The organism is Chitinophaga sp. CC14 (assembly GCF_048957795.1).
GTDB classification, from domain to species: domain Bacteria; phylum Bacteroidota; class Bacteroidia; order Chitinophagales; family Chitinophagaceae; genus Chitinophaga; species Chitinophaga ginsengisegetis.
In genome coordinates, this window is record NZ_JARBFY010000003.1 from 1,395,115 (window position 1) to 1,421,284 (window position 26,170).

The following is a 26,170-nucleotide window of genomic DNA, read 5'->3' on the forward strand; positions in this document are numbered from 1 at the left end:
TGTGTTATGAAGATGAAAATGATGCCCGCTATTGCGGCGCTGCTGTTATCCGCAGGTATGTGCTTTGCGCAAACACCCCGCGCTTTTAAAACATGGACACCAGCCACTACCGACAGCGTGTATGCGCTGGAAGGGCAGGGATGGAAAACAGGATTAAAAAACTATTACGACCGCCTGCCCGCTATATCAGAAAAAGAAGTACGGCCGCCGGTATGGAACTTGTCTAACAACAGCGCAGGGCTCAGTCTCCGCTTCAGAACAGACGCCGATGAAATAGTGATTAAATATACCGTTTCCGGCCCTGCTGCTATGCCGCACATGGCTGCCACGGGTGTAAGCGGGGTAGACCTCTACGCCAAAAGCATCGATGGACAATGGATGTGGTGCGCAGGGAAATATGACTTCCGTGATACCATCGTATACCGGTTTACACGCCTGAAAAAATACGATCAGCATGTAAAGAATATCGATTATACGCTTTATCTGCCGTTGTATAATTCCGTAAAGTGGTTGTCTGTTGATGTGCCGGCAGAAAGCATGTTGAAACCGCTGCCGGTGCGTAAATCTGCGCCCATTGTGGTATACGGCACCTCTATTGCCCAGGGCGCCTGTGCATCGCGGCCGGGTATGGCCTGGACTAATCTCCTTTCCCGGCAGCTGGAAACGCCCGTGATCAATCTCGCGTTCTCCGGCAACGGCCGCCTCGAGAAGGAAGTACTGGACCGGGTGGCCGAACTGGATGCCCGTCTCTTTGTGCTGGATTGCCTGCCTAATCTCACCGGCGCCCAATACGCCGGCGCTGAACTGAAAAAACGTATCACCAACGCGGTTACTTTTTTGCAGCAGCAACGCCCCGGCACGCCTATCCTGCTCACGGAACACGACGGGTACACCGATGGTGAAATGGATTCCACCCGCAAAGCCCTGTATACGCAGGTGAACATTACCCTGCGCGAAGTAAGGGACTCCCTGCTGAAAGCCGGCGTGAAAAATATCAGCCTGCTCACAAAGGACGAAATAGGCCAGGACATTGAAAGCATGGTAGATGGCACTCATCCCAACGACATTGGCATGATGCACTACGCTAACGCCTATGCGAAAAAGATCCGTGAAATTTTTCATCAGGAAAGTGGTAATACTGTCACCACTACGCCCATTACACAACGCCGCGATGCCGCTACCTACGACTGGGAAACCCGGCATGAGGAAGTATTGGCCTGGAACAAAGCGCATCAACCCAAAGTAGTGTTCATGGGCAACTCCATTACGCATTTCTGGGGAGGCAACCCCGTGGCAAAAGTGCGCAGGGGCACCAGTTCATGGGACAAATACTTTGAGCCCAAACAGGCCGTGAATATGGGCTTCGGCTGGGACCGGGTTGAGAACGTGTTATGGCGTGTACAACACGGCGAACTGGATGGTATTACGCCGGGCTATATTGTATTAATGATTGGTACCAACAACCTGCAGGCAAATACCGATGAGGAAATTGCGGATGGCATAAAGTACCTGTTGCAGCAAATACAGGCCAGGCAGGGTGCTGCTAAAATTATACTGATGGGTATCCTGCCCCGCCGCAATATGGAAAGCAGGGTAGTACGCATCAACCAGCTGATCGCAAAACGCGCTGCCGGTAAAAATATCCAGTACGTGGATGCGGGAAAACTGTTCCTGAAACCGGGCGGGAAAATTGAAGAACAATTGTTTACGGATGGGCTGCATCCCAATGAAACAGGGTATGAGAAATTAGGCGCGTTGATCAATAGATATCTAAAAATGCAGAATAATTAATATTTAAGGGCAGGTAATAAAAAAATGGTGGCCGGTTATTATTTCCTACATTAGATGAAATATAACCGGACACTTCCCGGTGGTCTCATCAGAATAAGAAGGAAAGTAGCTTAAATATTTTGCATGAGTACTCATTATAATCAGGAACCACATTTTATTATTGCTATAGGCGCTTCTGCCGGTGGTCTGGAAGAACTACAGTCTTTTTTTGATCACACCCCGCTGGCGCAGGCCTCTTACGTGATTATACAACACCTCCCTGCCGATTATAAAAGCCGGATGGCGGAAATACTTTCCAGGCACAGTCAGTTAAAGGTAACGGAAGCAGCCAATAATATGCTCGTAGAGCCTAACCAGGTATATCTGATCCCCAGCCAGCAGTGCATGACCATACAGGACGGCCGCCTGTTGCTGAAAGACAAGGACAGCAGTTCCGCTCCCCATAAAACTATCAACACCTTTTTCAACTCACTGGCAGCAGATAGTGAATATCATATCATAGCCGTCATACTTTCAGGCTCCGGCAATGATGGCAGTGAAGGAATCGTGAATATCAGCAGGGCAGGAGGATTAATTATTGTACAGGACCCGGATACCGCCCAATATAACAGTATGCCCCTGGAGGCTATTGCTACCGGCGTGGCAGATCATATACTGGCGCCGGCAGATATGCCCATGGTGATCACACAGTATGTAAGTAAGGCGAAGAGAAGTATTTTGCCTCCCGCCGCGCAGGCAATGGAAGATAAAAGTGTGATCGCTATTATTGACCTGATCAGGGAGCGTTTACCATTTGATTTTTCAGAATATAAGCCCACCACCATCCTGCGGCGTATCAGGCGACGCATGGTATATCTCGCTTTAGATGCTGTGGAAGCTTATTATCAATACCTCCTGGCACACCCCGGCGAAGTGGAAACGCTGGCCCAAAGCTTTATGATCAGTGTATCTGCCTTCTTCAGGAACCCGGAGGCTTTCCAGGTGATTGCGGAAACGGTATTGCCGGAAATTGTGCAGCGAAAAAAGGAAGAAGAAGAAATAAAGATCTGGATAGCAGGCTGTGCCACCGGAGAAGAAGCCTATACGATGGCGATCCTGTTACACGAACAGTTAGAAAAAGCCGGTAAGGATATCCAGGTAAAAGTATTTGCCACCGACATAGATAAGCCAGCATTGGAGTTTGCCGGTAAAGGTTTATATGGAGATGCCATCCGGAGTGAGCTGTCGGCAGAGCGACTGGAGAAATATTTTAACCGGGAAGGCAGTGGGTACCGCATCAAACAGCATATCCGCAAAATGCTGATCTTCGCACAACATAACGTAGTAAAGAATCCGCCATACTGTAACATGGACCTGATCAGTTGCCGCAATCTGCTCATCTACATGAACATATCTCTGCAGAAAAAGGCGCTTTCGATGCTGCATTTCGGACTTAGCCAGAAAGGATACCTGTTCCTCGGCTCCAGCGAAAATCCCGGGATGTTATTACCCTATCTCACAGAAATTAATAAGAAATGGAAAATATACCGTAACCAGGAATCGGCCCGGTCTGTAAGGTTCGATATATTTACGCCGGTGATGATAGCAGATAATAGTTTGGCGCCTTTAATTCCATCAAAAAAAACCGGTAATACCGGAAAGCGAAGTATTATGCTGGAAGAAGTAAATGAAATGTTGCTGGAAGAAGTAAATGTTGCCGGTATGTGTGTGGACCAGGATAACCAGGTTGTTAAATATTTCGGCAAGGTAGAACATTTCCTGTTGCAGCAGGTCTTCAGTTTTGACCTGATGGAGCTGCTGCCAAAATCACTTGGGGTAGTGTATGTAACAGCCGCCAGGCAGGCCAGGAAGGATAATGAGCGTATAACCGTAACCGGTATTCCGGTGGCAGATTATGATCCCGCGAAAGTAATTGATCTTACTATCCGTCCGCTTCGTGCAAGGGAAGGGGACCGCTCCCTGCTACTGGTACTTTTCAGCGAAAATAAGGAAGCACAAAAACAGGAAGTACTGCCTTTTGATGTACAAACTTATCTCAATGCAGGCCTGCAAAGCCTGGAAGAAGAACTGAAAGATACCCGCGAACGGTTACAGGAAGCCACGGAAAAGCTGGAAGCATCCAGTGAAAATATGCAGTCGTTCAACGAAGAGCTGGTTTCTGCCAACGAAGAAATGCAAAGCGCCAATGAAGAAATGCAATCGGTAAATGAAGAGCTGCAAACTATTAACACCGACTACCAGCTGAAAATAAAGGAACTCAATGTGCTGAACGATGACATGGATAATTATTTCAGGAGTAACCTCAACGGGCAATTGTTTGTAGACAATAACCTGATGCTGAAAAAGTTTTCTCCTGCCGCCGTAAAGCATATCAATCTGCAGGAAAGCGATATCGGCAGACCCATTCAGCATATTACCGTCAATTTTAAATACAATTCCCTCGAACAGGACCTCCTTTCGGTAATCAAAAATGGCGCGGTGGTGCTGAGAGTAGTGGAATCGCTGAATGGAAACTGGTACCAGATGATGATAATGCCCTATATCCGGCAACTGGATCATGAACAGGATGGCGCAATTATTTCTTTTAATGATATCACTCTTTTGAATAAAGCCCAGCTGGAGTTACACCGCTCCAACCTGAGCCTGCAGCGCATTAATGAAGACCTGGATAATTTTGTATACTCTGCCTCTCATGATTTGTTAGGACCACTTACGAATATAGAAGGTTTGATGAGATTGCTGGATGAGAAACTGGATATGGAAGACAATGAGGTTGTCAGGTATACAGATATGATTCAATCTTCTATTGTCAGGTTTAAAGAAAACCTGCGGGAGCTGGCGGAAGTAGGGAAAATTGAAAGCGAGTCGCTGAAGGAAGCATAGGAAGTTGATGTCAGTACCATACTGGATGAAGTTTTTTTTAGTATCCAGGATAAAGTACAGGCTGCTAAGGCAGTTGTTATAAGAAATCTTGAAGAAAGCCATCTGGTATTTTCGAAGAAGAACTTTCGCAGCATTATCTATAATCTTCTCACCAATGCCATCAAATTCCGGTCGCCGGACCGGCAGCTGAAAATTCATATCAATACCCGCAAAGAAAACGGATTCCTGTTACTGGAAGTAAAAGACAACGGGATCGGAATAGAACAGGATAAACTCGGGACCGTATTCAATATGTATAAGCGCCTGCATCCGGAAATGGAAGGGTTAGGCATCGGTTTGTTCCTTGTCAGGAAAATTGTAGATGCTTCCGGTGGCATGACGGAAGTGAACAGTATCTTACACGAAGGAAGCACCTTTAAAATCTTCTTTAATCCCAAACAAACGCAGGGCTGATAGCCTGTTTTTATTTTCCTGTTCAGCAAGGGACCGCCTTCGGTAATTCCTCTTCACCCTGCGGTGCTTTCGCTTTTTCCTTCGAGCCAGTTTTTGAATTCAGAAACCCTTTCACGGCTAATAATAACATCAGTATCAACATCGGGTGCTAATTGAAGAATTAATCTGCTATTGTAATAAGTGGTGATTTTTTTAATGGCATCTATCTGGATAATGAACTGCCGGTTGATGCGGAAAAACTGGTGCTTGTCCAGCAGTTGTTCAATCTGATCGAGAGAATAATCCAGTGGTACCCGCTGATTGGTAATGGTGGTGGCCCAGGTGGTACCCCTCGCAAATTGCAGCCAGGCAATGTCTTTCGCTTTTACATAGATCAGCTGGTTGTTGATCCTGCCGATAAAGCGGGCACTGTCGCGGCGCAGAAACTCTTCCGCGATCCTGCTGATATCTACGGTGTAATTATTGGCCGGTCTGAACTGTTCGTATTTGTTTAAGGCATTCTTTAAATCGTCGGCGTCGATGGGTTTTAGCAAATAATCAATACTGTTTACCTTAAACGCCTGTAGTGCAAAGCCATCATACGCCGTGGTAAAAATGATGGGCGTACGTACTTTTGTTTTGCTGAATATTTCAAAGCAGTTGCCGTCAGATAACTGGATATCCATCAGCATCAGATCCACCGGCTGCTGCTGTTCCAGCCACCGGATTCCTTCTTCCACGGAAGTAATAACCGCAACTACCTGTATCGCTGCATTACACTTGTGCAGTAACTGAATGAGCCGCTCGGCATTATGCATCTCATCTTCAAAAATAACTATTCTCATGATCCACTGATGATGGGTAATTTTACAATAAACATTTCTGCTGTTTCGCTGATTTCAATATTGCTGTTGCTGATCAGCGCATATCTTTTCTGGATATTTTCAAGTCCTATACCGGAAGAAATTTCCGGGTGAACTTTGGGTCTTTTGTGATTGGATACTACCAGGAAATTGCCATCGCTTTTAATAGTGATCAGCAGCGGGTCCTGTGCGGAAAACCGGTTATGTTTGATGGCGTTTTCAATGAGCATCTGCAGGGTTACCGGTGGAATCATCCCTTTGGTTTTTACCTTCTCCGGAATATCGGCGCTGAACTGTATGCTTTGCTGGTGGCGGATATGGATCAGGAAAAGATAAGCATCGAGGAAATCCAGTTCCGTTTGTACGGGTACCAGGTTCTCAAACTTTTTATCGAGGATGTACCGGTATGTTTTGGCCAGCTGCGTAATATAATCGGCGGAAAGGTCCGGGCTTTTATATACCAGGTTGGTCAGCACACTGAGCGAATTAAAAAAGAAGTGCGGATCTATCTGGTTGCGTAACGCATCATATCTTGCCTGGATATTTTCCCGCATCAGTCTTTCTGTTTGTAGCTGGTATTCTTTCCAGCCGGAATAGTAAAAGATGATCCCGTTAAATGTTAAGATCAGCAGGTAAAACATAAACGTGCCGAAGTTCAGGTCGTAGCTGAAGCGGATGAAGCTTTCCCATGCTTCGTAGCGGTTAAACAACAGGATGTCGCTCAACGAATAGAAGAGGCCAAACAGGTACGCTACCAGCACACCATATATCAGCAGAACGGCGCAAAGGAACACCAGTTTACCGGATGTGTGTTTGTTCATTGTTTTCCTTTCTACCGTGCGGGCCAGCCAGGCGGCGCCTTCCCAGGCAATAAGACCAAACACCACATAGAACAGGCTGAACATCTGTCCCCTGAAATCCATCATCTGCAAACCTGTTACAAAAGTATGGTCAAAGGATTTGAAGATGATACTGAAGGTATACAGTATCAGTATCCTGGAAAGGTACAGGAACAGTTTGCTGGAGAATAATTTTTCATTTTCCTGGAAGTTCATCTGATGGCTTGTGTATTACTAAATGTAGTTATTTTCCTTAAACCACGTAAATGCGCCTGTAACAGCGGCTTCTACGGGGGTATAGCTGAGCTGCAGTTCCCGTTCCGATTTTTTGCCGGAATAATAGTTATCGAGGCATAGCATGTAAGCAGTGGTATAATTTAATTTTCCGGAGATGCCCGGCAGGGAACCTATGATACCGGCGGCTTTCAGGATAAAGCTTGGGATAGGGATGAGCAGCTGCCGTTTGCCGGAGATCTTTTTCAGCAACCGGAAGAATTCTGCATAGCTGAGATTCTGACCGGCCAGCAGGTAGCAGTCGCCTGTTTTACCTTTTTCAATGGCATTGATGATACCCCGGCATACGTCTTTGATATGCACAAAGTTTTTACCGCCGGGCGGATAAAAAAGTAACCGGTGTTTCAGTCCGTACAGGATCAGTTTACCGGAGCTGGGTTTCACGTCATGCGGGCCTATCATAAAGGTGGGGTTTACCACGATGCCCGGCAGTTGCCTGCTGGCAACCTGTTCCAGCACATATTGTTGCGCAAGGTATTTAGTATTGATGTAACCGGAGTTGGCATTGAACAGGGTAAAACCGTTTAGTTCGTTACCCGGACTGTTTTTATCGCCCGGCCCGATGGTATTGGCAGTGCTTACGTAAATAAATTTCTGCACCTTGTGTTCGAGGCAGGCCGCGGTAATATACTTAGTGGCGGTGAAGTTGGTATGTTCATATTCGGCAAATGAAATACCCCACTGTGCGGTAATACAGGCTGCATGGATCACGATGTCGCAGCCCTTCACGGCTTCATGTACATCATCGTTGTTATTGATGCTCCCGTAAAAGATTTCACAGGGGATGTCCTCAATGCCTTTCACATCGGCCGAAGGCCGGATTATAATTTTTATATCAAACCCCATGCGGTATAACTCCCGTGTTAAATTAGAACCGAGGAATCCATTGGCGCCGGTGATCAGTACTTTTTTCATAAATTTTTTTTAGACAGATAAGCTATATGGGATTTCTTTTTTTACTTCCCTGGATACGATCCTCATCCGGAATGATAGTGGCAGCAACTGCATCAGCACATGATTGATCTTATTCATCAGGCCGGGTATGATCACCGGGTGGCCGGCCAGCGTGCCTTTCAGTGCAATGTGCGCAATATCGGGGGTAGACAGCAGCCCCATTTTTCCTTTCAGTCCCTGGCTGATAATACGCCGGGAGGTATGGGAGTTGGTCATAATAGGACCTGGGTATATAACGCTTACGGATAAACCGGTACCGGCCAGTTCTTCTTTTAATCCCAGGAAAAAAGACGAGATAAATGCTTTGGATGCAGGGTACACCGTTTTATAGGCAATAGGCGTGAAAGCAGCCATACTGGCTATATTCATGATATAACTCTGCGGGTGTTTCAGCAGGTGCGGGATCAGCAGATGGGTAAGTAGTACGGTGCCTCTTACATTGAGCATAATAATATCGTCTATCCGTTCCAGTGAGGTGTGGGTAATGGAAGACGTGCCGCCGATGCCGGCATTGTTGATCAGGAAGTTGATATCATGGTTGCGGGTAATGATCTGCAGTTGCTGCTTCAGTACGTCGCTGTCGGACAAATCAAATTCAAACACTTTTACGTGGATGTGGTATTCCAGTTCCAGGCTCTCCGCTACAGATTGGAGGCGGCTTCCCGGCAGGGCAATGAGGATAATATTCATGCCTTTCCTGGCGCATTGAATAGCGAATTCCTTGCCCAGACCGGAACTGGCGCCGGTGATGAGCGTATATTTATTGTCTGGCATACGTTTTATTTTCAAGCAGGCTTTTGAATTTTGTCATGGTCCTGAACAGGTTATCATGAATAATAGGATCGGATACCCAGCGGGGAATTTTCTTACTACGGTCGGTGGTGACCATATAAGTGATCTGCAGCTGCCCGTTCTCCAAGGGCGCCATGATCCATTTTCCCCGCGTGCCGGTGATCCGTGTTGTTTTATTGTATAAAGGGAAGCGGTGATCGGTGATGCTTTCAAACGCCACTTCCGCCGCATCGCCGGTCATTTCCTGGTAGCGGTATAGCAGGCAGCAGTCCTGGTCGTCTACCGGCCAGGGGATATCATACTTAATATAGGTGATCCAGTGATGAGGATCGGGAGCCGTGGCTATCCGGTAATCGCTGGCATTGGTATTCCACTCGCGGCCGCGTGCCTGGTCTTTGAAAAGCCCGATCACCGCCGGTATGGCGCATTTCACCTGGAAGATGGCTTTGATCTCCCTTACATTTTCACCACCGGCGCCGGGAATCCATCTTTCATACAACGCGATGGCGTTATCCTGTTTCACCAGTTTGAATTCGCTGGTATCAACGAATAATGACCGGACGAACATCATACTGCTGATCACTAAAACGGAGAGGTGTTGCATACATCATCATTTATTGCAAATATGCCACTGGTATACCGGTCGGCCATTGATTAAGTGTTGAACTGTAGGATTAAGCCGTTGACCTGTAACTAAACCGGGGATATAATAATGGAGAAATATTTATATATTATTTTATGGAGAAGTACTGGCGATATTTTATTATTTTGTCCGCCGGCGCACCAGTTGCTCCTGAAAATCAGCTTTGAACATGAAAAAATACCTGCTGGCCATCGCCATTGTATTTACTGCTATTCCCGTTGCCGCACAGCAAATATGCCCGGTGATCCCGCTGCCCGTAAAAGCAGGGAAGACGCACGGCACTTTTGACATCAGCGCACAATCCACTATCAGCTGGGAAGACACGTCCATGGTTCCGCTGGCTACCTGGCTGCAGCAGGAACTGCTTCGCCGTTATCATATCCATGTTCCGCTGCAACGGAAATCCGGCAGCACCGTTATCTTACTGGAAAAGAAATCCGCTACTAACATAGATGCCTATACGCTTATTATGAATAAGCAAACCGCCACCATTTCAGGGGGCGCACGGGAAGGCGTGTTTAACGGTATCATCAGCCTGTTGCAGCTCGCTGCAGTGGCGCCGGTATCCGGAAAAGCTTTGCAGGTACCCTGCTGGAATATCACCGATGCCCCGCTATATTCGTGGCGCGGCGTAATGCTGGATGAATCGCGGTATTTTTTTGGTAAAGAGAAAGTGAAGTCTATCCTCGACTGGATGGCTTTTTATAAACTGAACCGTTTTCACTGGCATTTAACAGACATGCCCGGATGGCGGCTGGAGATCAAGAAATATCCTTTGCTCACTACCGTTGGCGGCATCGGCAATATCAGTGATCCAAGTGCACCTGCGGCCTATTACACCCAGAACGATATCCGCGAAATAGTTGCCTATGCAAAAGCACGGTGCATCGACATTATTCCTGAAATAGATATGCCGGGTCATGCCGGGGCCGCCAACAGGGCCTACCCTGCATTCGACGGTGGCGGTACCGCAAAGTATCCGCAGTTCACCTTTAACCCCGGCAGGGAAGGAACTTACTCTTACCTGGCGGATATACTAACGGAGACGGCTCAACTGTTTCCCGCGCAGCTCATTCACCTCGGCGGCGACGAAGTAACCTTTGGCAACGCCGGCTGGGACCAGGATACCGGCATCATCCGGTTAAAAGAAGCCCACAGCCTGAAAGACCGCAAACAGGTAGAGGACTATTTTATTCAACGGATGGCCGACACCGTTTTGAAGCTGCATAATAAAGTAATGGCCTGGGATGAAATTGCCACCGCCTCCCTGCCTGCCGACAGCACCATTGTATGCTGGTGGCGTCACGAAAAACCGGAGAACCTGGCGATGGCATTTCAGAAAGGATATTCCGTAGTGCTATGCCCGCGGTTACCGTTTTATTTTGATTTTGTCCAGGACAGCAGCCACAAAATCGGGCGCAGGTGGAAAGATGGTGAATTCAATCCTTTACAATCTGTATACGATTTCTCCGCTGCCGCTGTTCCTGCCACACGGGGGCATGAATCCCTGATATTAGGCGTACAGGCATGCCTGTGGTCAGAAACCATTCATAGCAACAACCGGCTGGATTTCCTGCTTTTCCCCCGCATAGCTGCGCTGGCGGAAACCGCCTGGACCCAATCCCCGGCAAAGGACTTTAACGGCTTTAAAACCCGTTTAAAAGCGCAGCTGCCCCTATATGCAAAGGAGCATCTCTATTACTTCGATATTTTCCAGCCGGCCAAACACCAGGAGTCGGGCAAAGCGGCTGCCGGCTATATAGATTGATGTGTCGGTTTTGTTCTATTTCCGGAAATGGGAGGGAAGTAATATTGCAATGGGATTAAAAATACCCGGTTAACGTAATGAAGACTTTTATACTGGCGCTTGCCACTATCACCACCGCCCTGGTAGCGGGTTTATTTTATGCGTTTGCTGTTTCTGTGAATATAGCATTTGCGCAATTGCCGGATGCTGCCTATATAACAGCTACCCAGGCGATCAATGTGGCCATTGTGAACCCTGCCTTTATAGTAAGTTTTTTAGGCGCACCGGTATTGCTGCCACTGGCTACCTGGCTCAATGCCCGGCCCGCGTTTACCCGCCGCAGCGGGTACCTCCTGGCAGCTACGCTGATATTTGTGATTGGCTCTTTCGGGGTAACAGTGCTCGCCAATATTCCCCTCAACGATAAGCTGGCGGCCTTTCATACTGAAGGGGCTTCGGCGGCGCAACTGCATGATATGCGCGTAGCGTTTGCCAGGCCGTGGAATAACTGGCATCTTGTACGCACGCTGGCAGGGATTGCCGCATTGGTATTGCTGGTGATGGCCTGTTTACAACGCGATGCCAAAAGCTGAAATGCTTTTTGTAAATTTAGGGTGATGCATTATCAAACCATTCCACCACCGCCCCATCTTGCACACGTCATCCGGTTCTTCTGGGTGCTGGAGGGGGACACGGGTTATACGCATTACAATATGGCCGATGCCTGTGTGGAGCTGGTGTTCCATTACCGCGGGCTGTTCGATGAACTGGCGGATAACGGTGATATCAGTAAATCGTTTACCTCCGGTGTGCAGGGCGCCACACACATCCTGCGGAAGTATACCATCGATGCAGGATTCAGTATTTTTGGTGTGTACTTTTACCCGCAGGCTGTACCCCTGTTGTTTAATATTTCCGCCGCAGATCTCACGAATACTACTGCTGAATTAAAATACCTGCTGAAAGGTGAAGGCAGCATCCTTGAAGAAAAGATCATGCTGGCGAAGAATAACCGGGAGCGTTGTGATATCCTTTGCCGGTTTACAGAGCAGCGGCTGGCAGCCAGCCGTGTGGCGGACCTGCCGGTTTTTGCGGCTATCAGGGATATCATCCATCATCGGCCTTCCATGAACATACAATCTCTTTCACAGGCATACTATTTGTCGGAGCGGCAGTTTGAGCGCCAGTTCAAACAGTACGCAGGACTATCCCCTAAATTGTTTTCAAGGATTGTCCGTTTCCAGTCGGCCACCGCCTTTTACAACCGGCAGGTGATGAGCCTGGGACGCCTTGCGCTCGAATGCGGGTATTATGATCAGTCGCATTTTATCAGCGACTTCCGCGCGTTTTCAGGTATGCATCCCAAACAGTATTTCTCCGGCCGCTCCGGAGCCACCGACTGGCGCGACTAACAAGAATGTCGGTTTCTTCCAATTTTATCAGGGGATACTATTGCAATTTTGTGCAAGAGACGTTTAACCTTAAAATAAATGTTATGAAATTACCAGAAAAACATCAACAGGTAATGCCGTATCTGATCCTGCAAGATGCAGAAGGCTTTTTTGATTTTACCGGTAAGGTATTTGGCGCAAAGGAGAATCACCGCAGCTACAGGGAGGGTACCAAAGAACTCATGCATGGCGAAATCAGTATCGGTGGCAGTGTTATTATGTTTGGCCAGTCGAACCCCAATTGGGGTACGGACAATGCAGGACTGTTCATTTACGTGGAAGATGCAGATGCTACTTTTAAAAAGGCGCTGGCAGAAGGCGCTACAGAAGTAATGCCGGTAACAAAGCAGTCGTACGGCAAATCCGGCGGTGTAAAAGATCCGTTTGGAAACACCTGGTGGATTACCACGCCATAAAGGATAATTTTTTACATGGAAAGGACTGGCGTTATGCCGGTCCTTTTTATATTTGGTATCAGAACCCAAATCATTTCAATCATGTTATCTGCTGTTATTACAGAAATAAAAAAAGTAGAACATGGCTTTAAGCATATCCTGGAAGCAGGTGATAGCTTACTAAAAGACACCAGCCAGGATCACCTGAAAACAGCCGCCACACTGATAGCCGGGGAAAGCTACCAGGAACGCATGTTGGGCACCTGGTTGCTCGGACTCCTCTCTCCGGCAAACAATAAGGCATTAACATGGCTGAAAACAAAAGTAGTGGCAGATGATAACTGGCGTGTACAGGAAATGCTGGCCAAAGCCTTTGATCACTATTGCAGCAGCATTGGCTATGAAAAAGCACTCCCGGAAATCAGGCTGTGGCTGAATGATCCGCATCCCAACCTGAACAGGGCCGTAGTGGAGGGGCTCCGTATCTGGACGGCACGTCCTTATTTTAAGGAACATCCGGAAACGGCCATCCGCATGATCAGTAAACTGAAGTCAAAGGAAAGTGAATACCTGCGTAAATCTGTGGGAAATGCTTTAAGGGATATCAGCAAAAAGCACCGGGAGCTGGTGCTGGAAGAAGTGGGAGGGTGGAACCTGGAGCAACCGCGTATCGCATTTGTTTATAAACTTGTTATGAAGTGATTGACGCGGATGTTGTCTTTTCCAGGATTAACCATGATCACACTGATTTCTTTGATTTTACTTTTTGGATTTTATAAAAGATTTGGGGAGATATGAGCGGAAATTCGCTTATATCTCCCCAAATCTTTTTAAATCAAAAGTGATCAAATTCCTAAATCAGTGTGATCATGGTTAATCCTGGAAAAGACAAAACCCGCACTATTCCCAGTATTTTTCACCCTTCTTCATTTTCTCCAGGGTAGTTTCGTAGTTTTTCTTTTCGTCGCCGCTGGCTTTGTTCAGGGCTTTTTCTTCCCATGCAAGGGCGTCTTCTTTTTTACCGGCCTTATACAGCAGGTTGGCGTAAGTGTCCATGAATGCAGGCACTTCGTTGTCTTTGAATGAGCGTTTGCTCCATTCCAGGGCCTGTTCAATGCATTGCATGTCGTTGCATTTTTCGAAGATGGTCCATGCATATTCGTTTAATGACTGGGGATCAGCTTTGTGGCCATATTTTTTCATATAGGCAACAATGTTAGCCACCGCATTATCAGCATCTTTTACATAGCTGAAGTATTGTACTTTGGTTTTCAGGAGCAGTTCTTCCGCGAAGGCAGGATATTTTTTTGTCAGGCTGCTTTCAAGGGTAGCCCAATCTGGTTTGCTGCCGTCTTTCTTCATCAGCTGCGGATACACTTCTTCCTGTGCCACGATGCCCATTACTTTTTCTTCTGCCTTACCGGGTCCCAGTACTTTATTTACTTTATCGGCATGGTGCAGGAACATATCAAATCCTACATCTTTGCTGCTGTTGGTAAATTTAGCGATGAAGTTGAGGTTTACAGGAGTGTAAAGATCTTTCTGCTGGGCAAGATATTCTTTGGAAATGATGGACGCATTTTCCTGGTCATATTTATTCAATGCCAGCAGTGCCATCTGGCGAAGGAAGGCGGTATCTTTCTTTCCTTTTTTATAGAGGTCCAGCTGTGTGTAATATTGTGTGGCCGGATTCAGGGATGCAGCGCATCTTTCAATGAACTGATCTGCTTCGGCGCCGCCTACCTGGCGGTCAACAATACGTCCGTCGGGTGCAAACACCAGGAAGGTGGGATATGCACGGATGGCGTAGTCTTTCTCAATTTGTTTGGCGGCAGCGTACCAGCTTTTTACTTCTTCATTGTCTTTGTCTGTTTGATCCATCTGTACCTTTACGCTGATGTATTTGTCATTCATAAAGCTGCCTACTTTTTCCTGCGGGAAAATATTGGCCGACATAAACTTGCAGGGACCACACCAGGTAGTGAAACAGTCCATGAAAATGTATTTGTTTTCAGCTTTGGCTTTGGCCTGCACATCGGCCCAGCTGCTGCCATGCTCGAAATGGATGCCTTTGTCCTGCGCTGCTGCCAGTAATGGCAACAGGAAGGCGAGGAGGAGTAGTTTTTTCATAATGCTGTTTGTTGGTTTTGATTTGTAGGCCACTAATTTAACGTAGTTCAGGAAGAAAACCGGGAGGGAAGCCAATTAATTTGACAGGATAAGTTGGTGTACAGTTGTTAACCGGCGGCGTTTGCACCAAAAAGTCATCCGGCAGGACGACTTTTTGGTGCAAACCAATATTACCCCGGTGGATGTTATTTGAGGAAAAAAAGATGGTTTCCGTCCATGTACGCTCAATATGAGGAAGATTTGACATTCAATTGCAAAATTTCGTACTTATCTTTAGCACATTCGTACCTTTTTCTGAGTTCGGTTAAATTAAACTAACTTGTTGTAGCTAAAAACATTAGCCATGCCGGTAAAACATTTTGTGCAGCCGATAGACCTGACACATCCCAAGCAACTGCAACGCCTGGTGGAGAACAGGCGGGTCTATAATCTGAATAATTGTGAACTGAATATATTTGAAAGTTATCAGCAGGATTACCGGGTGCCGCTTACTTTTGGAGATTTCGTCATTACAAGCATGGTGCAGGGCAAAAAGATCATGCATCTTTTCGATCAGCCTTCCTTTGAATATCAGCCGGGAGAAACCGTGATTGTACCGGCCAACGAAACAATGGTGATTGATTTCCCGGAAGCCTCTGCAGAAAATCCTACGCAGTGTATTGCCCTTTCGGTGGATGAAGCCTATATCCGCAGTACCCTGCAATATCTCAACGAATATTATAACGGCGAGTATACCGACAAAAACGACTGGCGCCTGCAATTCAACCAGTACCACTTTAATAATGATGCGGACCTTACAGACCTGATCAATAAACTAATCCGTATCTGCAGCAGCTCTGACCTGTCCAGGGATATTTACGCCGATCTCAATATGAAGGAACTGCTGATCCGTATCCTGCAGAGCCAACACCTGCAGCTGATTTCAGATGAAAGGGATACCAACAGCAACAACAGCAGGCTCCATTTTGTGCTGCATTATATCAATGAACATCTCACAGAAAACATCTCTGTAGATACGCTTTGCCGGAAGGCTTACCTGAGCCGCAATGTCTTTTTCAAATGGTTTAAAGACCAGTTCGGAATTACTCCCCTTCAGTACATCAACAGGGAAAGACTAAAGCTGGCAAAACAACTGCTGGCCGACCGCAACAACAGCGTGGGCCAGGTAAGTATGCTGTGCGGTTTTAATGATACCAACTACTTCATCCGCCTCTTCAGAAGCGCGGAAGGCATTACGCCCGGCACCTATCAGCTGATCTGCACCCGCTGATATTTCCCCTTTTTATGTAAAGGATTCTCTCTGCGCACCAAATGCGGAGGGAAACACTCCCTCCGCTGAAAAATATTAGTAGAAAACCGGCGGCGGATTCAGCGTAAGATTTTGCCGCTGATGCCAGTAAGGATAAATGGTAGGTACTTCACTGGCCGCATCCAGTTTTTTAAGCTGGTCAGTAGTCAGGTTCCAGCCGGTGGCGCCGAGGTTTTGGATCAGTTGCTCTTCATTACGCGCGCCAATAATAATGCTGGATACAGTAGGACGCTGCAGCAACCAGTTCAGCGAGATCTGTGCTACCGTTTTGCCTGTTTCAGCAGCTATTTCATCGAGTGCATCAATGATGTTGTAAAAGACTTCTTCATTTACCACGGCCTCCGGTACAGGACTGCCTCCCTGTGCTATGCGGCCGTTCTGTGGCGGCGGACTGTTACGGCGGTATTTACCTCCCAGTCTGCCTGCAGCCAGCGGCGACCATACAATGGCGCCCACCTGCTGGTCGAGGCCCAGCGGCATCAGCTCCCATTCGTATTCGCGGTTGGCAAGTGAGTAATACACCTGGTGTGCCACATAACGGTTCCACCCATACTTTTCTGCGATGGCCTGTGATTTCATCAGGTGCCACCCGGAGAAGTTGGAAGCAGCAATGTAACGTACCTTGCCACTTTGCACGAGGTCGTCCAATGTGCGCATGGTTTCCTCCACAGGCGTGTTGCCGTCAAAACCATGCATGTGGTAAATATCGATATAATCTGTTTGCAGCCGCTTCAAACTTCCTTCAATCTGCCGCAGCAAATGAAACCGCGATGAACCCTGGTTATTGGGCCCTTTTCCGAAAGTGAAGGTGGCCTTGGTGGAGATCAGCAGCTGATCCCTTTTGCCGGCAATGGCTTTGCCCAGGATCTCTTCCGAAAGCCCATCGGAGTAGATGTCGGCGGTGTCGAAGAGGTTTACGCCTGCATCAAGACAAAGATTCACCATGCGGGTCGCTTCATCCGCCAGCGTGCTGCCCCAGGCTTTGAAGAAATCATTACCGCCGCCAAAGGTGGCAGTGCCGAAACTCAGCACCGGTACCTGTAAACCGGATGCGCCTAATTGTCTGTATTCCATCAGATACGTTTTATTATAGGTGTTATGAAAGTGTAAATATCGGGGAAAAGCAGCAGGACTGATTTGTATATTCAGAGTATAAAATTGTATTTTTGTGAGATGAGGAAGTTGAAACAGTTTGACACACTGGTTATTCATGAATTTGAAGAAAAGGTGTTTCACCTGCCGGTGCATAGTCACACTTATTACGAGATCATCTACATCTTTAAAGGTGCCGGTATTCATCACCTGAATAATAATCAGCTGTCTTATAAGGCGGGCGACCTGTTTCTGATTTGCCCGGAAGATGAGCACTATTTTGAAATTAAGAAGACCACCCGCTTTGTCTTCATCAAGTTCACCGACAGCTATTTCACCAACAAAAGCCACCTGGCGCCCGATGCTTTCCTGATGAGCAAACCGGAAACCATGATGCGCCATAAACTACTGAAAGAAGTAAAGCTGGTGCTGGATGAACCCTGCAAAACAATCCTGCGCAATACGATGGAAAACATTGTTGCCTACAATTGCCGCAAGGATGCCGCTACTTCCCCGCTGGTGTATTACCAGGTGTTGTCTGTATTCGGACTGGTCAAAGAAGCCGTAGCCAAACTGGATATCCGGATCGACAATGGCGCGCCCGATAAGGAAGCGCTGATCTCCTTTATTCATCAGCATATATACGAACCTGAAAAGATCCAGGTAAAACAGATTGCCGAACATTTCAATATCGCCGCCAATTATTTCAGCGCCTATTTTAAAAGGAATTTCAACATCAGCTACCGCGAGTATGTAAACAGTTATCGCACCAAGCTCATCGAAAAAAGGATCACCACCGGGCAGCTGACCCTCAAACAGATCTCCGCGGAGTTTGGCTTCACCGACGAAAGCCATCTGTCGCACTTTTTCAGGAAACGTCACCAGGTAAGTCCTACTTCTTTCCGTAACCGTCCGGCTGAATAACTGTGGGCTGTGGCCTAATCCATCGTCACAACCTCCCTCTAGCCCTTCCCAAATAAAAAATTTGCTGCTTTTAAACTACTTCCTATATTTGCGTAACTGATTACGTAATTTATTACAATATGGAATTCTTCAACAAAACAGGCAAGGTAGCGCTCGGAAGCCGGCTGCGCATGCTCACAGAAAAGATCACAGAAGACGCCGCACAGATCTACCAGTTGTATAACATCGAAATGCAGCCGAAATGGTTCCCGGTATTTTATGTACTATCGGTAGGAGAGGAAAAAACAATCACCGCCATCGCAAAGGAAATTGGTCATTCCCACCCGTCTGTAAGCAAAATTATCGGCGAAATGGGGAAGAAGGGACTGGTAGTGGAAAAGAAAGATAAAACAGATGGCCGGCGTAATATGGTAAGTCTTACCAAAAAAGGACTGGAAATCACCATCAAAATACAGGACCAGCTCACAGATGTAAACACCGCGATAGAAGCCATTTCCGCCCAAACCACACACGACCTCTGGAAGGCAATGGAGGAATGGGAATACCTGCTGGAACAGCAATCGTTACTCAGCCGCGTAGTGGAAGCACACAAGAAAAGAGAAGCGGGTAAAGTAACGATAGTGGACTATCAACCCAAATACAAAGCAGCCTTCAAAGCACTGAATGAAGAATGGATTGCGAGGTGGTTTAAGCTGGAAGCGGCAGACCATAAATCACTCGATCACCCCGAAGAAAATATCCTTAAGAAAGGTGGACATATTTTTGTGGCGCTTTATAACGATGAACCGGTAGGGGTTTGTGCATTAGTAAAAATGGACGACCCGGACTACGATTACGAACTGGCTAAAATGGCGGTATCTCCCAAAGCCCAGGGAAAAAGCATTGGATTCTTACTGGGACAGGCTATCATCGCAAAAGCAACAGCACTCGGGGCCAGGAATATTTACCTCGAAAGTAATACCATCCTGAAACCGGCCATCAGCCTGTATAATAAGCTGGGCTTTAAAAAGATAGCCGGCAGAGCTACGCCATATGAGCGTTGCAATATCCAGATGGAACTGATATTGCCGGTTTGATTTTACCGGCAGATGATTGGAGTTTATAAAAATGGAAATGTATATTAGAGCTTCGGATGCATGCTCAAACCATCATTCCACGTTATAAAAAAAATTTAAAAACTCTGATCATGATATCACCCGACTCCCTGGAACAGGAAGCCTTAGAAACCGCTAAAAATTCCAAATCATCTGCCGCGTCCTTACCCGCAAAATTCACGGAGAATAAATATGTCATCACCCTCATATTCGTTACCTCCCTGTTTATGTGCTGGGGAATCGCATTAACAATGGGAGATGTACTGAATAAACATTTCCAGAATGTACTCGGATTATCCAAATCCCAGTCCGGCCTCGTGCAGTTTTCTATCTTCGGCGCCTACGCACTGATGGGCATCCCGGCAGGATTGTTTATTAAAAAGATGGGATATAAAAACGGCGTGCTACTCGGGCTCACACTTTATGCCCTGGGCGCCTTCCTGTTTGTACCCGCAGCCAATGCAGCCTCGTTTGGTATTTTCCGCGTAGCCCTCTTTGTGCTGGCCTGTGGAATGGCCACACTGGAAACCGTGGCTCATCCCTTTATGGCTGCTTTGGGCGATCAGCGCACCAGCGATCAGCGTATCAACTTTGCACAGTCGTTTAACGCAGTAGGCGCTATAGTAGGACCAACGCTTGGTTCCTATTTTCTCCTCAGCGCAGGACATAATGCCGGTGAGGAATTGCTGTCTGTAAAACAATTATACATCTATATCGGGGCAGTTATTGCTGTTATTGCCATTGCGTTTGCAATGGTGAAAGTACCGGCACTTACAGATCCGCACGACGGTCCTTCAGATGCAGGCGGCGTAACAGGCGTGCGCAAAAAATTATTCCAGCAGAAACATTTTGTATTTGCAGTCATCGCACAGTTCTTTAATGTGGCTGCACAGGCAGGCACCTGGGCCTTCTTCATCAACTACGGACATGAAGTGATGCGGTTCTCTGATCAGAAAGCCGGTTACTTTATGACGGTATTTATGGGCATGATGCTGGCCGGAAGATTTGTAGGCACTGCACTGATGCGGTACATCGCACCTAATAAACTGCTCGCCGCTTTTGCACTCGGCAACATTCTCATGTGCATCCTCGTGGCGCAGGGCTGGGGCTGGACCTCCTTCATCGCTTTGCTGATGATCAACTTCTTCTTCAGCATTATGTATCCCACAATTTTCAGTCTTGGTTTAAAAGACCTGGGGCCGCAAACACAACAGGCTTCCTCTTTCATCGTAATGGGAATGTTTGGCGGCGCCATTTTCCCTTTTATCATGGGACGTATTGCAGATACCAATATCGCTACTGCCTATTATCTGCCCATTGTATGCTACATCGTTATTTTCCTGTTTGGTTATAAATTATATAAACTCAGATAATGGGTATCCGTTACCGTTATACCTACCAAACGCAAAGGTTATTCCGAAGGACCGGTAGCGTTTAAACGTAAAGGCGTGTATTATTATCTCTATACCTTATCCGGTCATGAACATTATGAATACGCCTATGGCTACAGCCGTCAATCGCCGCTGGGGCCGTACACCTGGCCGGAGCAGGATATTATCCTCACCACCGATAAGGAGGCAAAAATTTATGTACTGCTACAGCTTCCAGCACCATGCCGGATTACAAAGTGATCCCCGTAACAGAACCAACCCTGCAACGCACGGAAAGCTATGCTCCGCAACTGGCAGTCGACGAATCCAACGGTATCCGTTGGATGGCAGATAGTGCCGACACGTCGCCTGTATTTACCATTGATCTCGGAAAGCCAACAGCGGTAAAGCGCACAGCAGCCTATTTCGGAAAGCCTACAGCCGGTCATGCTTACCGCCTGGAGTCTTCTGCAGATGGCAGGCAGTGGACGCCATGCGGAGGGCACGAAAACAGCATCATGCAATCACCACATACAGATCATCTCTCCGGAAAAATAAGATACCTGCGGGTAACAATACTAAGTGGTACTCCTGGACTATGGGAGTTTAAAGTATACTGATAAACGCGGGTGGCTCCATATAAGAGCCACCTTTTTTATATTATTACCGGACCCGGAATCTGCTAAACAATGGCATGCCATTGGGTGTTAAATCTCTGGACCAAAACCGGTTGCGATGTTCCGTAAACCTGAATATATGGTCACCCGTTTGCTGGCAGCCGCAGGTGTTGCAGTAAACGGCCCTCATTCGTGGGATATAACGGTTTATGATCCTTCCTTTTACGCAGATGTATTGGGCCGCGGCTCATTAGGATTGGGAGAATCATACATGCAGGGCTGCTGGGACAGCCCGCAGCTGGATGAGTTTTTCTACCGCGTATTGCGCGCGGGCACCGACCACCAGCTCCCTGAAAGCATTGGTTTTAAAACAGATGTCCTGCTGGCACGCCTGCTCAATTTCCAGTCGCGGAAAAAAGCGTATCACAACAGCCATAGTCATTATGATACCGGCAACGACCTGTTTGAGGCGATGCTCGACAAAAGAATGACATACACCTGCGCCTTCTGGGAAAATGCCACTACACTTGATCAGGCGCAGGAAGATAAACTGGACCTTACCTGCCGCAAATTAAACCTGCAACCAGGCATGCAGGTGCTCGACATTGGCTGTGGCTGGGGAAGCTTTGCAAAATTTGCCGCAGAAAAATACGGGGTGCAGGTAACCGGTATTACTATTTCCATCGAACAAGCAGAGCTGGCGCGGGAACGCTGTAAGGGGTGGCCAATAGAAATCAGGCTGGCAGATTACCGCACACTGAATGAACAGTATGATGCCATCGTTTCACTGGGTATGTTTGAACACGTTGGGTATAAAAACTACCGGTGCTATATGCAGGTGGTGCATCGCTGCCTGAAAGAAAAAGGGCTGTTTCTCCTGCATACTATTGGTGGCAACAGCGCTCACGCCTTTACCGACCGGTGGCTGAATAAATATATCTTCCCCGGCGCCATGATCCCAACCATACAGTTGATAGGGAAGTATATAGAAGGATTGTTTGTGATGGAACACTGGCAGAATTTCAGCGTTGATTACGACAAAACGCTAATGGCCTGGTACAGTAATATCTCCAAAAATTATGATCAGCTGAAAGCAAAATATGACAACACCTTTTTCCGCATGTGGAAATATTATCTGTTGTCCTGCGCAGGGTCTTTCCGTGCAAGACAAAGCCAGTTGTGGCAGGTAGTGTTGTCTAAAAATGGTGTGCCGGGCGGTTATCACATTGCTAGACCAACCTGATTATTATTCCGCTTTCATATAATCAAACGCTCCCTTTCTCAGGTTAATATTATACTCGAGGTAAGCCTTCAAACAGGCAAGAAAATTAGCCCAGCCTTCGGTATTTCCCTTCAGCCACTTAATTCCTTCTTCATTATTTTCCATACTGCCTTCGGTAACCTTTACCAGGGTGGCGTTTCCAAATCTTTCGGAAAACAGGATGTCTACCTGCAGCTGATGATCTTTAGCCCCTTCCCACTGAAAGGAGATGAGTGCATCCTTCTTCACCTGCAATACCTGCACCGGAACAATCACATCAAATTCGGGAAATTTCCAGATCACCTGCTTTCCTTCTTCCATTGGTCCCGATCCGTTGGCAATAAAATAGTTGGACATCTTTTTAGGATCTATAACAGCATTAAAAACTTCAGAGATGGGTTTGGAGATCTGTATCGTTGCAGTTGTTTGTAATGGTGCCATAAAATACAGTTTTTGAGTGAACCAAATGAATGATAAATATACAAAAAAAGAGGCCACCAGGGGCCTCTTCTCTCATGATCTGTAACTTGTACCTGTTAATAATTCAATTGCTGGAATACGGCAATATCTTCAATGCTCAGGCGGCCATTCAGAATATCCACGCCATTGGTAGTACCTAAGCCGAGCTTGCAAACACGGAAGCGTACCGGCCCTTTGATATCCATTAAAAAAGTAGCGGTTTTTGCCGATGGTCCCGCATCTTTGATGTTATTCCCAATCACAGTCCAGCTTGCTCCCTGGTTGGTGGAATACTGCAAATTCCAGGTGCTGCTGGCATTTGTATAATACGAGCCATACGACAACGTTACTTTGGAAGCACCATTGGGCAAATCATAATTCATCTGCACATACGCGGGCTTAGCCAGGTTTTGCTGCATACGGATACATTGTTTGCCGGTGGGATTAAAACGGTCACGATCTTTGGTAGTGGCCAGTATGGCCTGGTCCAGCAGCCATAAACCTGTTTTCAGGTTCACGGTGGCGGCGGCATAACTGCCCTTCGCTGCTGCATCCGGTGATTCAAAATCTTCCGGGTAACCATTGTATAACGGACCGCTGGCATTGCTTACATCACTGCTGTTGCGCAGGTATAACTGTTTAACAACGGCCGCACCGTTGCCGCTGTTGTATAACGGTATGCCGGTAAAGGTAGCGCTGGCGGGCATTTTATCGTTCGCAAAGGTGGCGCTGTTTTCGGTATGCAATACAATGGAAGAATCCAGCCCGTCGTACAACAACTTATCGCCGGCATACACATCGGTAGGAGACGGCAATTGTTTAAAGTCGGCGTTTACCTTTACCAGCGTGCCTTCATAGCTGGCAAAGTTAGCCGAGAGATCGGAGAGGGAAGTAGATTTTACTACTATCTTAACGCCTTTCTTTAACAGCGTAATTTTATCAGTTCCAATGCCTGTAAGCTGAAGCGAGCCTTTATTGCTCAACAGCGTACTACCGATAACGTTAACCGCCACAGAATCGCCTGCACTCACCGGTACCGCCGCATTCCCGCTCAGCGCAATGGTAATGCCCCGCATATTTCCCCTGCCAATATCCTGTATCACAAAATTGCCCGCCGGCAGGTTATGGGAGCTGGTATCAGAAATCACCACACCGGTGATCCGTTCTGCCCCCATCAGCTCACTGGTGGTAAGCTGTAAAGCTGCTCCGCGGTAGGTGCTGCGCAATACTTCCACGGAAGCTACCGGACTAGGAGTGCCATGCGCATAGTCAATATCTTTTTTTAAACAACCACCCAGGGCCAGGCATGCTAACAATGCCACCACCGGAAAATGTATATGTTTCATTCGTTGTTATATTTATCTGCTTAAAAAATCAGTTCTTGTTCCACCACACTTTTATATTCAGATCATCACCCCCCATCGCTTCTACCGCTTTCTGGTAGTTGGTGCGGTTCAGCGACTGCACGTATACCGGGTATTTGAAGCGGGAAGGCATCTCCCCGTTATTCTGCAGGCCCGGGCCTTTGGGCAGCACAGGATGGCCGGTACGGCGGTATTCATGCCACTGCTGGAAATCGGTAAAGAAGAGGGCATAATATTTCTGCAGCATAATCATCTCCATCTTATTGTCTGCTGTGAGCGCATTATTCCATTTGATACCGTCTTTATCAAGATAGCCTGCCGGCATAGCCACGCCCCATAGTGTAATACCTGCTTCCACACCTTTATCGTAATAGGTTTTAGGATCTGTGGAGATATAACCCTTCATCGCTGCTTCTGCCAGTATAAACTGTACTTCTGCGTAGTTGATGATGTTGCCCAGCAACGGTTCATTTTTCAAAGCGGCCAGGTAAAAGGACTGGCGTACCGGGATATCGCCGGGCGCATAGCCGCTGGGGATGCCTTCATAGGTACCGTTAACGGTGGAGGCCCATTTGGCAATACGTGGATCACCCCATTCTTTCAGGTTGTTGATGAAAAAAGTAGACAGGCCATTGTCGCCGTTAAAGTCAAAGTCGCGGTAAGAATTGAAAGCCGAAGTATACGGCGGCACCGTTGTAAACCGCAGTATCGCCGACTCCTCATTGTTGCTGAAGATGGGATAGTTGGCGGCGTTGGTTTCTACGATCTCTTTGATTTTGGCGGCTGCATTCATTTCCGTTTTACCTGATACGCGCATTAACAAACGCAGGTAGAGCGAGTTGCCAAATTTTCTCCATTTAGCCGGATCGCCATTATACAGCGGATCCATCGGCTTGTCGTCGGCATTCACTGCCTGGCCGGCAGCCAGCAGTGTATTGGCATCTTCCAGTTTACGGAACAGGTCTGTATAGATATCTTTCTGCGGATCAAATTTAGGCTGATAGATAGTATCGCGTCCACGGTTGGCTTCCGAGTAAGGCACATCACCAAACATATCGGTGAGCAGCGAGATGGTCCATACATCCAGTATCTCACCAATACCCATATACGTAGATGACTTTATCACCTGTCCGCCTTTATACATATCCAGGAAGTTGGTGCGCTCCTGGTACCAGTTGTTCCACATGTTATCGGATTCACCCGGACGGATCACGTAGCGGTGAATTTCATCCGAGTTGGTAGTGGTAACATGATCCTGCATCAGCTCATTGGTGAGGCGCAGGGCGCGTGTCTGGTTATTGTTCACTACATTATACAAGGCAGGCGCCAGCAAGGTTTCAGGCGTTGCCACCGGCGCCGTATTGGGATTGTCGTTGATTTTTATGAAATCTTTTTTACAGGCAACAGTGCTCATACTGATGGCTGCAAGAAGAGAAAAAGTATTGATCCGGATATTTTTCATGATA

At 47.2% G+C, this 26,170-nt stretch carries 25 protein-coding genes; 15 read left to right on the plus strand and 10 right to left on the minus strand.

The features are described from left to right. Positions 1 to 6: 6 nt before the first annotated feature. The 3 genes from PV783_RS15670 (at position 7) to PV783_RS15680 (ending at position 5,127) form a co-directional block, all read left to right on the plus strand. A complete protein-coding gene (locus PV783_RS15670) occupies positions 7 to 1,791 on the plus strand; it encodes an SGNH/GDSL hydrolase family protein (protein WP_079467969.1) in 1,785 nt (594 codons plus the stop codon). A gap of 123 nt (positions 1,792 to 1,914) precedes the next feature. Beyond that, positions 1,915 to 4,674 carry a chemotaxis protein CheB gene (locus PV783_RS15675; protein WP_420988659.1) on the plus strand — a complete coding sequence of 920 codons (2,760 nt, stop codon included), beginning with the start codon at positions 1,915 to 1,917 and terminating at the stop codon, positions 4,672 to 4,674. 132 nt (positions 4,675 to 4,806) lie between these two features. Continuing rightward, positions 4,807 to 5,127, plus strand: a complete 321-nt coding sequence (locus PV783_RS15680; protein ID WP_420989232.1) for a sensor histidine kinase — start codon at positions 4,807 to 4,809, stop codon at positions 5,125 to 5,127. 53 nt (positions 5,128 to 5,180) lie between these two features. Here the strand turns inward: PV783_RS15680 and PV783_RS15685 are convergent, their stop codons facing one another. The 5 genes from PV783_RS15685 to PV783_RS15705 are packed head-to-tail and all read right to left on the minus strand — an operon-like array spanning position 5,181 to position 9,452. Next, positions 5,181 to 5,951: a LytR/AlgR family response regulator transcription factor gene (locus PV783_RS15685; RefSeq protein ID WP_420988660.1), complete on the minus strand. Its 771-nt coding sequence runs from the start codon at positions 5,949 to 5,951 to the stop codon at positions 5,181 to 5,183. Further along, positions 5,948 to 7,024, minus strand: a complete 1,077-nt coding sequence (locus PV783_RS15690) for a sensor histidine kinase (RefSeq protein WP_420988661.1) — start codon at positions 7,022 to 7,024, stop codon at positions 5,948 to 5,950. The genes PV783_RS15685 and PV783_RS15690 overlap by 4 nt, the downstream gene beginning before the upstream one ends. A gap of 18 nt (positions 7,025 to 7,042) precedes the next feature. Then, the gene (locus PV783_RS15695) at positions 7,043 to 8,017 is read right to left on the minus strand and encodes an NAD-dependent epimerase/dehydratase family protein (RefSeq protein ID WP_420988662.1); all 975 of its coding nucleotides are present in this window, start codon (positions 8,015 to 8,017) and stop codon (positions 7,043 to 7,045) included. A 9-nt stretch (positions 8,018 to 8,026) separates the two neighbouring features. Further along, positions 8,027 to 8,830, minus strand: a complete 804-nt coding sequence (locus tag PV783_RS15700) for an SDR family NAD(P)-dependent oxidoreductase (RefSeq protein ID WP_420988663.1) — start codon at positions 8,828 to 8,830, stop codon at positions 8,027 to 8,029. Next, on the minus strand, positions 8,817 to 9,452 hold the full coding sequence (locus PV783_RS15705) for an START domain-containing protein (protein ID WP_420988664.1): 636 nt from the start codon (positions 9,450 to 9,452) through the stop codon (positions 8,817 to 8,819). Before PV783_RS15705 ends, PV783_RS15700 begins: the two co-directional genes overlap by 14 nt. 208 nt (positions 9,453 to 9,660) lie before the next feature. On the opposite strand from PV783_RS15705, the gene PV783_RS15710 reads away from it, so the two are divergent. From PV783_RS15710 to PV783_RS15730, 5 genes are all read left to right on the plus strand, one after another. Then, positions 9,661 to 11,259, plus strand: a complete 1,599-nt coding sequence (locus tag PV783_RS15710; RefSeq protein ID WP_420988665.1) for a beta-N-acetylhexosaminidase — start codon at positions 9,661 to 9,663, stop codon at positions 11,257 to 11,259. A 77-nt stretch (positions 11,260 to 11,336) separates the two neighbouring features. Further along, on the plus strand, positions 11,337 to 11,831 hold the full coding sequence (locus tag PV783_RS15715) for a DUF1772 domain-containing protein (protein ID WP_420988666.1): 495 nt from the start codon (positions 11,337 to 11,339) through the stop codon (positions 11,829 to 11,831). Between the two features lie 24 nt (positions 11,832 to 11,855). Continuing rightward, positions 11,856 to 12,650 (plus strand): DUF6597 domain-containing transcriptional factor, encoded by a 795-nt coding sequence (locus PV783_RS15720; protein WP_420988667.1) that lies wholly within the window; start codon positions 11,856 to 11,858, stop codon positions 12,648 to 12,650. Between the two features lie 83 nt (positions 12,651 to 12,733). After that, positions 12,734 to 13,105: a VOC family protein gene (locus tag PV783_RS15725; protein ID WP_111578673.1), complete on the plus strand. Its 372-nt coding sequence runs from the start codon at positions 12,734 to 12,736 to the stop codon at positions 13,103 to 13,105. Positions 13,106 to 13,186: 81 nt separating this feature from the next. Then, entirely contained in the window at positions 13,187 to 13,786 is a 600-nt protein-coding gene (locus PV783_RS15730; RefSeq protein ID WP_336386041.1) for a DNA alkylation repair protein, read from the plus strand. A gap of 198 nt (positions 13,787 to 13,984) precedes the next feature. On the opposite strand, the gene PV783_RS15735 is transcribed toward PV783_RS15730, so the two are convergent. Further along, positions 13,985 to 15,214, minus strand: coding sequence for a thioredoxin family protein (locus PV783_RS15735; RefSeq protein WP_336386040.1), 1,230 nt, complete (start codon positions 15,212 to 15,214; stop codon positions 13,985 to 13,987). 343 nt (positions 15,215 to 15,557) lie between these two features. Between PV783_RS15735 and PV783_RS15740 the strand changes: the two genes are divergently transcribed. Continuing rightward, positions 15,558 to 16,484, plus strand: coding sequence for an AraC family transcriptional regulator (locus tag PV783_RS15740; protein ID WP_420988668.1), 927 nt, complete (start codon positions 15,558 to 15,560; stop codon positions 16,482 to 16,484). Between the two features lie 75 nt (positions 16,485 to 16,559). Here the strand turns inward: PV783_RS15740 and PV783_RS15745 are convergent, their stop codons facing one another. Continuing rightward, complete coding sequence (locus tag PV783_RS15745) at positions 16,560 to 17,597, minus strand: aldo/keto reductase (protein ID WP_079467956.1); 1,038 nt, start codon at positions 17,595 to 17,597, stop codon at positions 16,560 to 16,562. Positions 17,598 to 17,696: 99 nt separating this feature from the next. On the opposite strand from PV783_RS15745, the gene PV783_RS15750 reads away from it, so the two are divergent. From PV783_RS15750 to cfa, 6 genes are all read left to right on the plus strand, one after another. Beyond that, positions 17,697 to 18,539 carry an AraC family transcriptional regulator gene (locus tag PV783_RS15750; RefSeq protein ID WP_420988669.1) on the plus strand — a complete coding sequence of 281 codons (843 nt, stop codon included), beginning with the start codon at positions 17,697 to 17,699 and terminating at the stop codon, positions 18,537 to 18,539. 119 nt (positions 18,540 to 18,658) lie between these two features. Further along, on the plus strand, positions 18,659 to 19,615 hold the full coding sequence (locus PV783_RS15755; RefSeq protein WP_336386037.1) for a bifunctional helix-turn-helix transcriptional regulator/GNAT family N-acetyltransferase: 957 nt from the start codon (positions 18,659 to 18,661) through the stop codon (positions 19,613 to 19,615). A 110-nt stretch (positions 19,616 to 19,725) separates the two neighbouring features. Then, positions 19,726 to 21,006, plus strand: a complete 1,281-nt coding sequence (fucP, locus tag PV783_RS15760) for an L-fucose:H+ symporter permease (protein ID WP_420988670.1) — start codon at positions 19,726 to 19,728, stop codon at positions 21,004 to 21,006. A gap of 75 nt (positions 21,007 to 21,081) precedes the next feature. Beyond that, positions 21,082 to 21,264, plus strand: a complete 183-nt coding sequence (locus PV783_RS15765; RefSeq protein WP_420988671.1) for a hypothetical protein — start codon at positions 21,082 to 21,084, stop codon at positions 21,262 to 21,264. After that, a complete protein-coding gene (locus PV783_RS15770) occupies positions 21,246 to 21,623 on the plus strand; it encodes a discoidin domain-containing protein (protein WP_420988672.1) in 378 nt (125 codons plus the stop codon). The genes PV783_RS15765 and PV783_RS15770 overlap by 19 nt, the downstream gene beginning before the upstream one ends. Before the next feature lie 115 nt (positions 21,624 to 21,738). Beyond that, a complete protein-coding gene (gene cfa, locus PV783_RS15775; protein WP_420988673.1) occupies positions 21,739 to 22,863 on the plus strand; it encodes a cyclopropane fatty acyl phospholipid synthase in 1,125 nt (374 codons plus the stop codon). 3 nt (positions 22,864 to 22,866) lie between these two features. Here cfa and PV783_RS15780 read toward each other — a convergent pair whose 3' ends face one another. The 3 genes from PV783_RS15780 to PV783_RS15790 all read right to left on the minus strand — a co-directional run bounded on the left by PV783_RS15780 (position 22,867) and on the right by PV783_RS15790 (position 26,166). Continuing rightward, a complete protein-coding gene (locus PV783_RS15780; protein ID WP_420988674.1) occupies positions 22,867 to 23,322 on the minus strand; it encodes an SRPBCC domain-containing protein in 456 nt (151 codons plus the stop codon). Between the two features lie 95 nt (positions 23,323 to 23,417). Further along, the gene (locus PV783_RS15785; RefSeq protein WP_420988675.1) at positions 23,418 to 24,686 is read right to left on the minus strand and encodes a DUF5689 domain-containing protein; all 1,269 of its coding nucleotides are present in this window, start codon (positions 24,684 to 24,686) and stop codon (positions 23,418 to 23,420) included. A 28-nt stretch (positions 24,687 to 24,714) separates the two neighbouring features. Continuing rightward, positions 24,715 to 26,166, minus strand: coding sequence for a SusD/RagB family nutrient-binding outer membrane lipoprotein (locus PV783_RS15790; protein ID WP_363435407.1), 1,452 nt, complete (start codon positions 26,164 to 26,166; stop codon positions 24,715 to 24,717). Positions 26,167 to 26,170 lie beyond the last annotated feature (4 nt).